We start from the raw sequence: 14,218 nt of genomic DNA on the forward strand, positions 1-14,218 counted from the left end.
GTAAAAAAAAAACCAGCAGCATGCTGGTTTTTTTACGCCATGAATGAATGGCGCCTCAGGTAACGTGCTGCAGGAAATCCTTCAAACGCTGGCTGGGCGGGTTGCTCAGTAATTCAGCCGGTGGCCCATCGTGCGCGATTTTTCCCGCGTCGATGAAGAGAAGCCGGCTACCCACCTTGCGCGCGAATTCCATTTCGTGGGTCACGACCACCATCGTCATGCCCTCTTCCGCCAGGTCCCGCATCACCTTCAGCACTTCGTGACGCAGTTCAGGGTCGAGCGCCGAGGTGGGCTCATCGAACAGCATCAGCTTGGGCTTGATGGCCAGGGCGCGGGCAATGGCCACGCGCTGTTGCTGGCCGCCGGACAGCTCCGCCGGATAGTGATGCATGCGCTCAGCAAGGCCCACCTTGTCCAGCAATGCCTCGGCCAGCTCGCGTGCTTCACCGCGCGGTTGGCCGCGCGTATGCACGGGGCCGAACATGACGTTTTCCAGCGCGGTCATCTGCGGGAACAGATTGAATTGCTGGAACACCATGCCGGCTTCTCGGCGGATCTCGCGCACCTGCGCCGTATCGCCCTTGACGCTTAAGCCATCCACCAGCAGATCTCCGCCGTTGATGGTTTCCAGCACATTGATGCATCGCAGGAACGTGGACTTGCCGGACCCCGACGGACCCACCACCACCACGACCTCACCCGCGTCGATGTTCAGCGAAATATCGTCCAACACCATGGATTCGCCGAAGTTCTTGGTGACGTTATGGAATTCGACCATGCTCATAATATGCGCATCCTTCTTTCCACCAGGTGCAGGCTCAGCGCCATCAAGCCGGTCAGGATCAGGTAGACGATCGCGACCGCGGACCATATTTCAACAGCACGGAAATTACTGGCCATGATCTCCTGGCCCTGACGCGTCAGTTCGGCCACGCCGATCACGATGAACAGTGATGAATCCTTCAAGCTGATGATGCACTGGTTGCCCAGCGGCGGGATCATGCGGCGAAACGCCACCGGCCCGATGATGTGGAACAAGATCTTGTGAAACGGCAAGCCCATCGCCTGCCCCGCTTCCTTCAGCCCCTTGTGCACGGACAGCAGCGCTCCCCGCACGATTTCCGAGATGTAGGCGCCCGAGTTGATGATCAGGGTGACGATGGCCGCCCATTCGGCATCCACCCGGATATTGGCCAGCAGCGGCAAGGCGAAGTAGATGAACATCACCTGCACCACGATCGGCGTGCCGCGAATCACCGCCACATAGACTTGCGCGATCGCCGACAGGACGGGGTGGCCGTAAGCCCGGGTCACGCCAGACAACGCCCCCAGCAGGAACCCGCCGACCAAGCCCCAGAACGTGATCTTGATGGTCATCAGCGTACCCTCAAGCAGATTGGGTATCGCGTCTTGAATTACAGCCCAGTCAAATTCCACGGTAGTCCCCCCAGGGCGCCGTCGGGCGCCGCATCATCGCGGCGCCGCCCCGCTGACTTCACGGCGAAGCGGCGCGGAAAGCAAGGCTATGCCCAGCGCTTACGGCTTCTTGCCGAACCACTTTTCATAGATGGCGTCGTACTGGCCGTTGGCTTTCAGCGTGGCCAAGGCCTTGTTCACCTGCGGGACCAATTCACTACCCTTGGGGAAGGCGATGCCGTAGAAGTCACCGCTCTTGACCGAACCGATCACCTTCACGCGGCCCTTGCCTGCCGTGTTGGCGTAGTACTGCACGTTGGGCGTGTCGTGCACGGCGGCGTCCACGCGGCCCGTGGCCAGTTCCAGATACGCGTTGTCGATGTTGGGAAACAGCTTGAGCTTGGCGTCCGGCACCTGGGACTTCAGGAAATCAACGGTGGCGGTGCCGGTCTTGACGGCAACGGTCTTGCCGGAGAGGGACTTGGCGTCTTTGATATCGGTGTTCTTGTCGCTGACCAGAATGGCCAGGCCGCTTTCGTAGTAGGGGTCCGAGAAGTCGATGACCTTCTTGCGGTCGTCCCGGATCGTGATGCCCGCCAGCGCGGCATCGATGTTCTTGGTTTGCAGGCCCGGGATGATGCCGTTGAAATCCATGGGCTGAAGCTTGTACTTCAAGTTCAGTTCCTTGGCGATGGCTGCCCAGAGATCCACATCAAAGCCCACATAGGTATTACCCTGCTTGAACTCGAACGGCACGAAAGCGGTGTCGGTGGCCACCACCAATTCCCTGCCCTGGGCTTGGGCGCCGGATACAGCGCCGAACATGGCCACGGACAGGCCGACCAAGGCGGCGGCAACTTTACGTTTGATCATGAAACTCTCCTCGTGGGGACCGTCGGCTCCCCGGGTTGTTGTAGGGGCATGATTCCTTGGCGGCTCCGGGGTCACCGGCGCCGCTTATCGGCGATCTTAACGCATGCGTCCCCACCCGGCAGAGCTTAGAAAAATTACAATCCACACGACACCCCGGAGAATCCCCATGCCCTACAAATATGTACGCATTGCCGGAAACCGGCGCGAAGTCGGTCAAGCGCTGGGCAAGTTGGCACGCCCGCTGATGTCGGTGTACCTGAATCAAAGCAGCACTTGGGAAGCGCTGCGCCGCTGGCGTGGCCATCCCTATGTGGACGAACTGGGGCAACAGATCCAGGCGGTGTTGCCGACGCTATGGGAAGAACTTGAAGGGCTGGCCGACGGCCTGCGCATGCCTGTGAAAGACGTGCTGCTTTGGAATTGCCGGGGTGACTTGCTGCATAGCACCACTGACGGCTGCACGTCCGTCGCACTGAAAGGCGCGGACGGCACACGCTGGATCGGCCATAACGAAGACGGCGACCCCTACCTGTACGGGCGCTGCCAGTTGGTTGATGTGGCCTTGGACGACGCGCCCGGCTTTGTCAGCTTCTATTACCCGGGGTCATTGCCAGGCCACACCTTCGGCGCCAACCGGGCCGGCCTGGTGCAAACCATCAATAACCTGCGCACCCGACTGCGCCAGCCGGGCGTGCCGCGCATGTTTCTGGCGCGCGCGGTTCTGGACTGCTCCACGCTGGATGAGGCCGTCGCCCTGCTTCGCGACCTGCCGCATGCTGGCGGCTTTCACCATCTGCTGGGCAGTGCCACGGACCCCCGTCTGATCAGCGCCGAGGTGGCGCCGGGTTCGACATCCATCATGGACATCGGCACGCGCTACGGCCATGCCAACCACATGGTTCACGCCAAGGCGCGCGACCAACCGCAAGTGATTACGGAATCATCGCGCAACCGACAAAACCGGATTGAGGGCATCGTGGATGGCTGGTCGCCGGAAACGGGCAGCGCGGACATGCTGGCCGCGCTGCACGACACGTTGGGCGCCCTGCCGATATTGCGCACCGACGCCGCCGACCCAGATGGTGAAAATACGCTGGCGACCGCGATGTTTGAAATCCGCGATGACGAGGTCACGTTGCGAGTCTATGACCGCAGAAAGATGGCGGACATTGCGTTGGATGTAATGTCGGACCCGGAATAGCAGGATCGTAGGATGGGTGTAGCGCGCACCGTCCTGGAACAGGAAATGGACGCGGAACGCGCGTAGCCCATCAAGTGGTGGTTGAGCCATGGCTGAATTTGCCACACGTCCACCGTTGCATGATGGGTTGCGCGCGTTGTACGTCGGGGTTCTTGCCCCCGGAGTTCGCGCGCTTCACCCATCCTACGACCTGCCTATTTTGTGCACCAAGGCGATACCATCATCACGCCTTGCCGTAGCCACCACCCCCGGGGGTTTCAACCACGAACACGTCGCCCGGCTGCAATTGGGCGCTGTCTTGCGGGCCGAGTTCCTCGATGGTGCCATCGACGCGCTCGATCGAGTTGCGGCCCATCGCGCCAGGCTGTCCGCCCGCCAGGCCGAACGGCGCGAAGCGGCGGTTGTTGGACAGGATGGCTGCCGTCATGTCTTCCAGGAAGCGGATGCGGCGCACGCCGCCCTCGCCGCCCGGGTAACGGCCCGCGCCGCCTGACCCCTTGCGGATTTCGTAGGACTCCAGCCGCACGGGGAAGCGGAACTCAAGCACCTCGGGGTCCGTCAAGCGTGAATTCGTCATGTGCGCCTGCACCACCGACGTGCCGGCGAAGCCCTCGTCGTGTGGTCCGGCCGCGTCGATGCGTACCGGGCCCGCGCCCGTGCCGCCCGAGATGGTCTCGTAATACTGATGGCGCGCGTTGCCGAAGGTGAAGTTGTTCATCGTGCCCTGGCTGGCGGCCAGCACACCCAACGCGCCATACAGCGCGTTGACGATGCACATGGACGTTTCCACGTTGCCCGCCACCACCGACGCCGGCGGGTTGGGCCGCAACATCGAACCTTCCGGCAGGATGATCGACAACGGCGCCAGGCAGCCGTCGTTCAGCGGGATGTCGTCGTTGACCATGGTGCGGAACACATACAGCACCGCAGCCACGGCAATCGCGCCAGGCGCGTTGAAGTTGTTGTCCAGTTGCGGTGACGTACCAGTGAAATCGACCACCGCGCTACGCGCCTGCGTATCCACCTTGACCGCCACGCGTATCACCGCGCCGTTGTCCAACGGGTATTCGTAGCTGCCATCCTTCAGCACCGAGATCACGCGGCGCACCGCTTCTTCGGCGTTGTCCTGCACGTGGCCCATATAGGCGCGCACAACGTCCAGGCCGAAGTGGTCGCACATGCGCAGCAGTTCCTGCACGCCTTTCTCGTTGGCGGCGATCTGCGCGTGCATGTCGGCGATGTTCTGATCCGGATTGCGCGCGGGCCAGCGGCCCGAGCCCAGGATCTCGCGCGCGGCTTCCTCGCGGAATTCGCCGTTCTTCACCAACTGGAAATTGGTAAAGAGCACGCCCTCGTCTTCCACCGTTTTGGAATCGGGCGGCATGGATCCCGGCGTCGTGCCGCCGATATCCGCGTGGTGCCCACGCGAGCCGACGTAGAACAGGATTTCGCGACCGGCATGATCGAACACCGGCGTAATGACCGTGACGTCCGGCAAGTGCGTGCCACCGTGGTACGGATCGTTCACCACATAGGCGTCGCCCGGCATCATGCGGCCGGCGTTGGCGTTCATCACCGTGCGGACCGATTCGCCCATGGACCCCAGGTGCACCGGCATATGCGGCGCGTTGGCGATCAAGCGCGCTTGCGAATCAAAGATGGCGCACGAGAAATCCAGGCGTTCCTTGATGTTGACGGAGTACGCCGTGTTCTGCAGGCGGTAGCCCATCTGTTCGGCAATCGACATGAAGAGGTTGTTGAACACCTCCAGCATGACCGGGTCCGCCTGCGTGCCAATGCGACGCCGGTCCGCACGCGCCTCGACGCGCCGGATCACAAAATGGTCCTGCGACGTCAGTTCGGCTTGCCAGCCGGGTTCCACCACGGTCGTCTGATTGGGCTCGGAGATGATGGCGGGACCCGCCACCACGTCGCCACCCGCCATGTCTTCACGCACATACAACGGCGTGTCGCGCCATTCGCCCGCGCTGTACATGCTGACCACGCGACGGGCCGACAAGGCGCCGTCCCGGGTACGCGACACCGACGCTTCGCCGACGCGCTCACCGCCACCGGTGGCTTCCACCGAAATGGTCTCGACGACGAGTTCGCGATTGGGCATCAGGAAGGAATAACGCTGCCGATAGGCGGCTTCAAAATCGCCACGCGCCTGTTCCAAGGTGGAAAAGGCAACTTCCAGCGCCGTATCGGTGCCCCGGTATTTCAAATGCAGGCGACGCTGCACGCTGATGTCGCCTTCCGGCACATGCTGACGGCGCAGCTCGCCCACCGCTTGCTCGGCCAGCACATCCAGCTCGTCTTTCAGCTCGCCCATCAGGCTGGCGTCCAGCACCTTTTCAACCGTCTTCTGGCGCATGTCGGTCTGGTCGGCCAGGCCCATGCCATAGGCCGAGAGCACGCCGCCCAGCGGATGCGCAAACACCGTTGTCATGCCCAGCGCATCGGCCACCAGGCAGGCATGCTGCCCGCCCGCGCCGCCGAACACGGTCAGGGCATATTCCGTGACGTCGTGGCCGCGCTGTACCGAGATGCGCTTGATGGCCTCCGCCATGTTGCCGACCGCAATTTCCAGGAAGCCCTCGGCCAGTTGCTCGGGCGTCATCTCGCGGCCGGTGGCGGCGCGCACTTCGTCCGCCATGGCCGTGAAGCGCGCAACCACGGCGTCGCGGTCCAGGGCTTCGTTGGCCTCGGGGCCAAACACATTGGGGAAAAAGTCCGGCTGGATCTTGCCCAGCAGCACGTTGCAGTCCGTCACGGCCAGCGGGCCGCCCCGGCGGTAGCAAGCGGGCCCGGGGTTGGCGCCCGCGGAATCCGGGCCGACGCGCAGGCGCGCGCCGTCGAAATGCAGGATGGACCCGCCGCCCGCCGCCACGGTGTGAATGCTCATCATGGGCGCGCGCATGCGCACGCCCGCCACCTGGGTTTCGAATTCGCGTTCGAACTCGCCCGCGTAGTGCGACACGTCGGTGGACGTGCCGCCCATGTCAAAGCCGATGACCTTGGGGAACCCGGCAATTTCGCTGGTGCGCACCATGCCGACGATGCCGCCGGCCGGGCCGGACAGAATGGCGTCCTTGCCACGGAAACGGTGCGCGTCGGTCAGGCCGCCGCTGGATTGCATGAACATCAGGCGGATGCCCGGCAGCTCGCCCGCCACCTGATCCACGTAGCGCTTCAGGATCGGCGACAGATAGGCGTCAACCACCGTGGTGTCGCCGCGCGATACGAATTTGATCAGCGGGCTGACTTCGTGCGAGGCCGACACTTGCGTGAAGCCGACTTCGCGGGCGATGCGGGCCGCGCGCTGTTCATGGCCGGTAGCGTGCCAGGCGTGCATGAACACGATGGCCACTGCGCGGATGCCGCTGTCGTAGGCGGCCTGCATGCCGGCGCGCAAGCCGGCTTCGTCCAGGTCGCGGATGACTTCGCCATCGGCGGCCACGCGCTCGTCGGCTTCGACGACGGATTCATAAAGCATTTCGGGCAGCACGACGTTGCGGTCGAACAGCCGCGGCCGGTTCTGATACGCAATGCGCAGCGCATCGCGGAACCCGCGCGTCGTGACCAGCAGCGTGCGCTCGCCCTTGCGTTCCAGCAAGGCGTTGGTCGCAACGGTGGTGCCCATCTTCACGCACTCGACCTGCTCGACCGGCACGGGCTGACCAGGCGCCACGCCCAGCAGCTTACGAATGCCGGCCACGGCCGCGTCGCGATACTGCTCGGGGTTTTCCGACAGCATTTTTGCGGTGGTGGTCGTGCCATCGGGGCGGCGCGCCACGATGTCGGTGAAGGTGCCCCCACGATCGATCCAGAATTGCCACTTCTTCATGCCTAATCCTTGAAAACAAACGGCCACGGCGCGTGCCGCCGCGGTCGGGTTGCGGTGTGCCGGGCCATGCCCGAACAGATTCAGAGTGAGGTTGCCGCCCGTGCGGCCTGGTCGTACAGGCCCGATAGCGAGCGCAAGGCGTGCGCCAGTTGGCGGCTGAAATCCAGCCCGCCTCCGCCTGGCCCGTCCAGGCCGGCGGTCAGGCATTGCTCGCGGATCTCGCCGTAGCGTTTGAGAATGGCCGCGCCGTCTGGCGTGACGCTGTAGAACACTTCCTTGCTGCTGCGTTCGCCCTTGACAACGCCCAGGCGCTCCAGCTTCTTCAGCGCGTAGCTGACGATGTGGGTGTCTTCGACGTTGAGCGTGAAGCAGATGTCGGCCAGCTTCTTGGCGCGTTGCCGGTGGTAGACATGGTGGAACACCATCACGTCGGTAGGCGTCAGGTCGGGCAGCCCGGCCGCCGCCATGCAGCGCACCGTCCAGCGGTCAAAGGCATGGCTGGCGATCATCAGGCCGAATTCAACTTCGGACAGATCGGGCGCGCTGCCGCCGGCAAGGTGGGCCGACGAGGCTATCAACGTGGAGCTCATGAAACGCTCGAACCAAGTTTATCTGGTCGAAATACTAATAATTTATGGGCATTTCATCCATAAAAAATAAGAACCAAACGGCCAAAAACGGCCGTTTCAAGGGAATACCCCTAGCGTTGTGGAATGGAAATGCCGCCGGAGGCGGCTTGATGTGCTTAGGGCGCGGCCCAGCCCATGGGCAGATTGGCGCGGATGAGCCAGCCCGCAATCGAAATGCGCGGCGCGATGTCGGGCATGGGGTCGCCCGGGCCGAACCAGCGCGCATCGGCGATCTCGTCTTCCTGCACGCGGATGTCGCCCGAGACATAGTCGGCGGTAAACGCCACCATCAGGGAATGCGGGAACGGCCAGGGTTGGCTGCCGAAGTACTGCAGGTTGCCGACCTTCAGGCCGACTTCCTCGTAGACCTCGCGGTGCACGGTCTCTTCGATGCTCTCGCCCGGTTCCACGAACCCCGCCAGCGCGGTGTAGCGGGACGTAGCGGTGGTAGTGTGCCGCGCCAGCAGGATGCTGTCGCCCTTGCGGATCAGCACCATCATGGCCGGCGATATGCGCGGGTAGGCTGAAAAGCCACAGGACGGGCAGCGCAGGCAGAATTCATGCGCCACGCGCTCGGCGGGGGTCCCGCAGGCGCCGCAGAACCGGTGCGTGCGCGCCCATTCGGCGATCTGGTAGGCGCGGCCCGCCAGCGCCATGCGCTCGTCGTCCAGCACGCCGAACAGCGACCGCAGCTTCTTGAAGGCATAGCCTTCGGGCGCCTCCAGCGTGGGGTCCACGTGCATCGTCCGATACGGCGAATCGGGCGTGGTCCAGATCGGCTGCAAGGCCGGCAGGGCCAGGCCGATGCGTTCGCACAATGCCAGATCCGGCAACAAGCTGGACGCTTCTTCAACCAGCAACTCATCTCGGCGGAAAACGAAATTCACAAGGGGCCTCTGCAGCTTGCATACACAGCCGCAATCTTAGAAGAAAAACGGGGGCATGAATGCGAGGTGTCCACGGCGTGCACAACGATTTAACCTTCAACGAACTGGCACGCCCAAGCCTAGGATTAACCCGTAAACCGGCGTTTTTTTCGCGCGATGGTGCCGCGCAGCACCATAGAATGGCACGGCTTTTAGGCCGCGCACCATCCGCGCAGCAGTCTCTTTCAAGAATGCCTATCGGGCACAACCCGTCTTCACCATTCGCACAGAAGGACCATCCATGTACAAGAAAATCTCAATGCTGGCCGGCAGCATCATCCTGGCATTCAGCGCCGGCGCACAGGCCGAAACCAAGTGGGATTTGCCCAGCGCCTACCCGGCCAGCAACTTCCACGTTGAAAACCTGACCAGCTTCATCAAGGAAGTGGATACGCTGTCGCAAGGCAAGCTGAAGATTCAGCTGCACAACAATGCGTCGCTGTACAAGGCGCCGGAAATCAAGCGCGCCGTGCAAGGCAACCAGGCGCAGATCGGCGAAATCCTGCTGACCAACTTCGCCAACGAAGACCCGATCTACGAACTGGACGGCCTGCCCTTCCTGGCCACCGGCTACGACGCTTCGTTCAAGCTGTACCAGGCGCAAAAGCCCTTCCTGGAAAAGAAGCTTGAGTCGCAAGGCATGATGCTGCTGTACGCCGTGGCATGGCCGCCCCAAGGCATCTTCGCCAACAAGGAAATCAAGCAGATCAGCGACATGAAGGGCCTGAAGTGGCGCGCGTACAGCCCGGTCACGGCCAAGATCGCTGAACTGGTGGGCGCGCAACCCGTCACGGTGCAGCAGGCTGAACTGGCGCAAGCGCTGGCCACCGGCGTGATCGATTCCTACATGTCGTCGGCCTCCACCGGCTACGACACCAAGACCTACGAGTACATCAAGAAGTTCTACGACACGCAGGCTTGGTTGCCCAAGAACGCCATCATCGTGAACAAGAAGGCGTTTGACGCACTGGACCCGGCCTCGCAGGAAGCCTTGAAGAAGGCCGGCGCGGATGCCGAAGCACGCGGCTGGAAGCTGTCGCAAGAAAAGAACAAGTGGTATCAGGAACAGCTGGCCAAGAACGGCATGGAAACCATCCAGCCCACCGTCGAGCTGAAGGAAGGCCTGTCGGTGATTGGCAAGCGCATGCTGGATGACTGGCTGAAGAAGGCTGGTGCGGACGGCAAAACCATGATCGACACCTACAAGAAGCAGTGATAGTTCCATGCGCCGCTTTTTAGATGGTCTTTACGGCGCGGCCGGCCTGTTGGCCGGCTTGTGCACGATAGGCGTCCTGGCGTCGGTGCTGGCGGCGATCATCGCCCGCCAGCTCGGCTTGAACATTCCGGGCACCGATGCGTATGCAGGCTACTTCATGGCCGCGGCGGGTTTTCTGGCCTTGGCCAGCACGTTCAAGCACGGCGAACACATCCGTGTGACGCTGTTGCTGAATTCCTTGGCGCCTGCCGGCAGCCGCCGGCTGGATATTTTTGCGCTGGCCGTCGGCTCGCTGCTGGCGTCGGCCTTTGCGTTCTTCAGCATCAAGCTGACGTACGACTCCTGGCTGTACAACGACATCTCCACCTCCAACGACGCCACGCCGCTCTGGATTCCGCAGATCAGCATGGCGGTGGGCACGGTGTTGTTCCTGGTCGCCCTTGTCGACGAGTTGATCCGTCGCTCACGCGGCGTGGCCGCCGCTACTTCGCAGCAATCCCATGAATGAACTTCTTGTCATTACCCTATTGGTCGTTTCGATCTTCGCGCTGTTGGGCTGCGGGGTCTGGGTCGGCCTGACGCTGGCCGGCACGGCCTGGATCGGCATGGAGATCTTCTCCAGCCGCCCCGCGGGCGACGCCATGGCCGTCACCATCTGGGGCGCCTCGTCCAGTTGGACGCTGACCGCCCTGCCCTTGTTTCTGTGGATGGGCGAGATCCTGTTTCGCACGCGGCTGTCCGAAGACCTGTTCAGGGGCTTGGCGCCGTGGCTGAACCGCTTGCCGGGCCGGCTGTTGCACACGAACGTGATCGGTTGCGCGATTTTTGCCGCCGTGTCGGGCTCGTCTGCCGCTACCTGCGCCACCGTCGGCAAGATGACCATTCCCGAGCTGAAGCGCCGTGGCTACCCCGAGGACAAGATCCTGGGCACGCTGTCGGGCGCGGGCACGCTGGGCCTGTTGATTCCGCCTTCGATCATCATGATCGTGTATGGCGTGGCGGCCGACGTGTCGATCGCCAAGCTGTTCATCGCGGGGATTCTGCCGGGCCTTCTGCTGGCCGTACTGTTCATGGGCTATATCGGCTGGTGGGCAATACGCAATCCCAAGCAGGTGCCGGCGGCGGATCCCGGCATGCCGTTCATGCAGAAACTGTCGCAGTCGCGGCACCTGATTCCCGTCATGGTGCTGATCGGCGCGGTGCTGGGTTCCATCTACAGCGGCATCGCCACGGCCACGGAAGCGGCGGCGGTGGGCGTGGTGGGCGCGTTGATCCTGTCGGCGCTGCAGGGTTCGTTGAACCGGTCGACCTTCATGCAATCGCTCTTGGGCGCTACCCGCCTGTATTGCATGATTGCGCTGATTCTGGCGGGCGCGCAGTTCCTGACGCTGGCGATGGGCTATATCGGCCTGCCGCGCGCGCTGGCCGAATGGATCGGCGGGCTGGGCTTGTCGCAGTTTGGCCTGATCATGGCGCTGATGGTGTTCTTCATCGTGCTGGGATGCTTTCTGGACGGCATTTCGATCGTGGTGCTGACCATGGGCGTGCTGCTGCCGACCGTGCAAGCAGCCGGCATTGACCTGATCTGGTTCGGCATCTTCATCGTCTTCGTGGTGGAAATGGCACAGATCACGCCGCCGGTGGGCTTCAACCTGTTCGTGCTTTCCGGCATGAGCGGTCGCGAATTGCCCTATATTGCGCGCGCTTCAATGCCCATGTTCCTGCTGATGGCCATGGCGGTGCTCTTGCTGTACTTCGTACCCGGTATCGCAACCTGGTTGCCGCTGCACATGAAACTGTGACGCCTTAAGGCAGCACGCAAAACCGGTCGCCCAGGCGGCCGGTTTTTTTTCGCCTACGCCTTGTTCCAACCGCCCGCGCGTTTACGGTTCTGTAAACCAGGGAAAACGCCAAAACCGATTGGGTACTACAGAAGCCTCAACTTTCTTAGAATCCCCTGGCGCCAAACGGCTGCACCAAATTGGCGCAGCCGTTTCGCACACCCCATTGGGCCTATGCTCCGGACCCGCGCTGAATCCAAAGCGTCGGTGCAAAAGCTCAGCATCGGACGATCCGTCCGGCGCAATATCCCCGGCCACAAGCCGGATGCAATCAAAATAAATCAGCTACACAGGAGGAGTTCTCAGTGAAACGCATCTCTCTTGCACTTGCCGCCTGCGGTATGGGCTTGGCCGCCGGCGCCGCTTCGGCGGAAACCAGCGTCACCCTGTACGGCATCGCCGACGTCAGCATCCGCTACCTGAGCACCAGCGCCGGCAGCGTTGGCCAGGACGGCAGCCGTGTGTCGATGGAAAACGGCGCCATCTCAAACAGCCGTTGGGGCCTGCGCGGCTCTGAAGACCTGGGCAATGGCAACCGCGCCTTCTTCCGCCTGGAAAACGGCTTCAACATGCAGAACGGCAATTCGTCCGCCACGGGCAAGGCGTTTGGCCGACTGGCCTACGTGGGCCTGGACGGCGGCGGCATCGGCCAACTGACCTTGGGCTTGCAGAACACGCCCATGTTCGATCTGCTGGCCGATCACTTCGACCCGCTGACCGTGGGCAACTACGATCAGAACGCCTGGTTGCCCGCCGCCATGTCGCGCGTGCGCACCAACAACATGACCAAGTATTCCAACACCATTGGCGACCTGTCATTGGCGTTGTCGTGGGCTAACGGCGAAAGCTGGGAAGACCACAAGGCCGGCCAACAATACGGCGCCAGCCTGCGCTACATGGTCGGCAAGCTGGGCCTGGGCGCGGCGTATCAGCAAACCTACGACGGCCTGGATTCGGATCTGCGCCAACGCGTCTGGAACCTGAACGCGTCCTATCAGTTCGACAGCGCCAAGGTGTTCGTCGGCTACTTCAATGGCCGCGACGAAACCGGCTGGGTCAATGCCGTCATGGGCGGCGCCACCAGCACCGCCGGCCTGAACCGTAAGGACAACGGCTACTTCGCCGGCGTCACCTGGCAAGCCACGCCGCGCTGGGCCATCACCGGCGCGGGCTACTACGACCAAAGCAAAAACGTGGTTGAAGACGGCGACAAGGGCAAGCGCTATGCGCTGGTGGCCGTGGCGGAATACGCGCTGTCCAAGCGCTCGCAGGTCTACGGCACCGTGGACTGGAACAAGGTCAGCGACGCCGCCAGCAATGAAATTGCCGGCAAGAACCACCAGGTGGGTGCGGCCGTGGGCTTCCGCCACATTTTCTAAAACCTGGCGTCCCCAAGACAAAGACCCATCGCATGGTTGTGATGGGTCTTTTTTCTTACAGCATCGCCATGCGGCTGTTGACCAGGTCGGTCACCAGCATATGCCCCGGGGCGTGCGTGATGCAGAACTCCGGGCGCACGGACGACACCACGGACTGCGGCGTCACGCCGCAAGCCCAGAACACCGGCATTTCGCCGGCGCGGATCTCAACCGCGTCGCCGTAATCCGGCCGGTTGATATCCGCGATGCCGATCAGCGCGGGGTCGCCAATGTGCACCGGCGCGCCATGCACCGACGGAAAGCGCGACGTGACCTGGATGGCGCGGATGGCGTCAGCCGCCTTCAAGGGCCGCATGGACACCACCAGCGGGCCGCTGAACGAGCCGGCCGGATGCGTGGGGATGTTGGTGCGGTACATGGGCACGTTGCAGCCCTGCTCGATGTGGCGCACCGGCAAGCCGTTGTCCAGCATGGCTTCTTCAAACGAAAACGAGCAGCCGATCAGAAACGACACCAGATCATCGCGCCAGATATCGCGCACATCGGTGGGTTCGGCCACCAGCTCGCCGTTCTTCCAGACGCGGTAGCGCGGGATGTCGGTGCGGATGTCGATGTCCTGGCCCAATTCCGGCAAGGCCGGGTTGCCGGGTTCGGACATGGCCAGCAAGGGGCAAGGCTTGGGGTTGCGCTGGCAGAAATGCAGAAACTCGGCGGCCAGCGCGCGCGGCAGGATGGCCAGGTTGGCCTGAACGTGCCCCGGCGCCAGGTTGGCCGTGGGGCCGATCAGGCGCCCACTACGGGCGTCCAGCCGCGCCTGGCGGGCCAGTTCGACACTATTGCGTACTACGTCGACGGGCGACATGACAATTCCTCTTGATGCAGGTTGT

Annotated in this window: 12 protein-coding genes; 5 read left to right on the top strand and 7 right to left on the bottom strand. The window is 62.8% G+C overall.

What is annotated here, in order from left to right; translation table 11 throughout:
* Positions 1-55: 55 nt before the first annotated feature.
* From glnQ to glnH, 3 genes are all read right to left on the bottom strand, one after another.
* On the bottom strand, positions 56-784 hold the full coding sequence (glnQ, locus tag ELS24_RS15890) for a glutamine ABC transporter ATP-binding protein GlnQ (RefSeq protein ID WP_050446897.1): 729 nt from the start codon (positions 782-784) through the stop codon (positions 56-58).
* Complete coding sequence (gene glnP / locus ELS24_RS15895) at positions 781-1,437, bottom strand: glutamine ABC transporter permease GlnP (protein WP_050446898.1); 657 nt, start codon at positions 1,435-1,437, stop codon at positions 781-783. Before glnP ends, glnQ begins: the two co-directional genes overlap by 4 nt.
* 99 nt (positions 1,438-1,536) lie before the next feature.
* Positions 1,537-2,289, bottom strand: coding sequence for a glutamine ABC transporter substrate-binding protein GlnH (gene glnH / locus ELS24_RS15900; RefSeq protein WP_050446899.1), 753 nt, complete (start codon positions 2,287-2,289; stop codon positions 1,537-1,539).
* A gap of 166 nt (positions 2,290-2,455) precedes the next feature.
* Between glnH and ELS24_RS15905 the strand changes: the two genes are divergently transcribed.
* Positions 2,456-3,490, top strand: coding sequence for a C45 family autoproteolytic acyltransferase/hydolase (locus ELS24_RS15905; protein ID WP_050446900.1), 1,035 nt, complete (start codon positions 2,456-2,458; stop codon positions 3,488-3,490).
* Positions 3,491-3,713: 223 nt separating this feature from the next.
* Here the strand turns inward: ELS24_RS15905 and ELS24_RS15910 are convergent, their stop codons facing one another.
* From ELS24_RS15910 to nudC, 3 genes are all read right to left on the bottom strand, one after another.
* A complete protein-coding gene (locus tag ELS24_RS15910; protein WP_050446901.1) occupies positions 3,714-7,340 on the bottom strand; it encodes a hydantoinase B/oxoprolinase family protein in 3,627 nt (1,208 codons plus the stop codon).
* 80 nt (positions 7,341-7,420) lie between these two features.
* Complete coding sequence (locus ELS24_RS15915; protein ID WP_050446902.1) at positions 7,421-7,930, bottom strand: winged helix DNA-binding protein; 510 nt, start codon at positions 7,928-7,930, stop codon at positions 7,421-7,423.
* 155 nt (positions 7,931-8,085) lie between these two features.
* A complete protein-coding gene (gene nudC / locus ELS24_RS15920) occupies positions 8,086-8,856 on the bottom strand; it encodes an NAD(+) diphosphatase (RefSeq protein ID WP_127184672.1) in 771 nt (256 codons plus the stop codon).
* A gap of 280 nt (positions 8,857-9,136) precedes the next feature.
* On the opposite strand from nudC, the gene ELS24_RS15925 reads away from it, so the two are divergent.
* The 4 genes from ELS24_RS15925 to ELS24_RS15940 all read left to right on the top strand — a co-directional run bounded on the left by ELS24_RS15925 (position 9,137) and on the right by ELS24_RS15940 (position 13,331).
* Complete coding sequence (locus ELS24_RS15925; protein ID WP_050446905.1) at positions 9,137-10,111, top strand: TRAP transporter substrate-binding protein; 975 nt, start codon at positions 9,137-9,139, stop codon at positions 10,109-10,111.
* Between the two features lie 7 nt (positions 10,112-10,118).
* Positions 10,119-10,619 (top strand): TRAP transporter small permease, encoded by a 501-nt coding sequence (locus tag ELS24_RS15930; protein ID WP_050446906.1) that lies wholly within the window; start codon positions 10,119-10,121, stop codon positions 10,617-10,619.
* Positions 10,612-11,913: a TRAP transporter large permease gene (locus ELS24_RS15935; RefSeq protein ID WP_050446907.1), complete on the top strand. Its 1,302-nt coding sequence runs from the start codon at positions 10,612-10,614 to the stop codon at positions 11,911-11,913. Before ELS24_RS15930 ends, ELS24_RS15935 begins: the two co-directional genes overlap by 8 nt.
* Positions 11,914-12,257: 344 nt before the next feature.
* Positions 12,258-13,331 (top strand): porin, encoded by a 1,074-nt coding sequence (locus ELS24_RS15940; RefSeq protein WP_050446908.1) that lies wholly within the window; start codon positions 12,258-12,260, stop codon positions 13,329-13,331.
* Positions 13,332-13,386: 55 nt separating this feature from the next.
* On the opposite strand, the gene ELS24_RS15945 is transcribed toward ELS24_RS15940, so the two are convergent.
* A complete protein-coding gene (locus tag ELS24_RS15945) occupies positions 13,387-14,193 on the bottom strand; it encodes a putative hydro-lyase (protein WP_127184673.1) in 807 nt (268 codons plus the stop codon).
* Between the last annotated feature and the right edge of the window lie 25 nt (positions 14,194-14,218).

This window comes from Achromobacter spanius, from assembly GCF_003994415.1.
In the GTDB taxonomy this organism is placed as follows: domain Bacteria; phylum Pseudomonadota; class Gammaproteobacteria; order Burkholderiales; family Burkholderiaceae_B; genus Achromobacter; species Achromobacter spanius_C.

Bases quoted from the DNA above. Each gene is read 5' to 3' on its own strand.
- ELS24_RS15910 (WP_050446901.1), bottom strand. From the start codon at position 7,340: ATGAAGAAGTGGCAATTCTGGATCGATCGTGGGGGCACCTTCACCGAC.
- ELS24_RS15925 (WP_050446905.1), top strand. From the start codon at position 9,137: ATGTACAAGAAAATCTCAATGCTGGCCGGCAGCATCATCCTGGCATTC.
- ELS24_RS15915 (WP_050446902.1), bottom strand. From the start codon at position 7,930: ATGAGCTCCACGTTGATAGCCTCGTCGGCCCACCTTGCCGGCGGCAGC.
- ELS24_RS15945 (WP_127184673.1), bottom strand. From the start codon at position 14,193: ATGTCGCCCGTCGACGTAGTACGCAATAGTGTCGAACTGGCCCGCCAG.
- ELS24_RS15905 (WP_050446900.1), top strand. From the start codon at position 2,456: ATGCCCTACAAATATGTACGCATTGCCGGAAACCGGCGCGAAGTCGGT.
- ELS24_RS15935 (WP_050446907.1), top strand. From the start codon at position 10,612: ATGAATGAACTTCTTGTCATTACCCTATTGGTCGTTTCGATCTTCGCG.
- glnQ (WP_050446897.1), bottom strand. From the start codon at position 784: ATGAGCATGGTCGAATTCCATAACGTCACCAAGAACTTCGGCGAATCC.
- glnH (WP_050446899.1), bottom strand. From the start codon at position 2,289: ATGATCAAACGTAAAGTTGCCGCCGCCTTGGTCGGCCTGTCCGTGGCC.
- ELS24_RS15930 (WP_050446906.1), top strand. From the start codon at position 10,119: ATGCGCCGCTTTTTAGATGGTCTTTACGGCGCGGCCGGCCTGTTGGCC.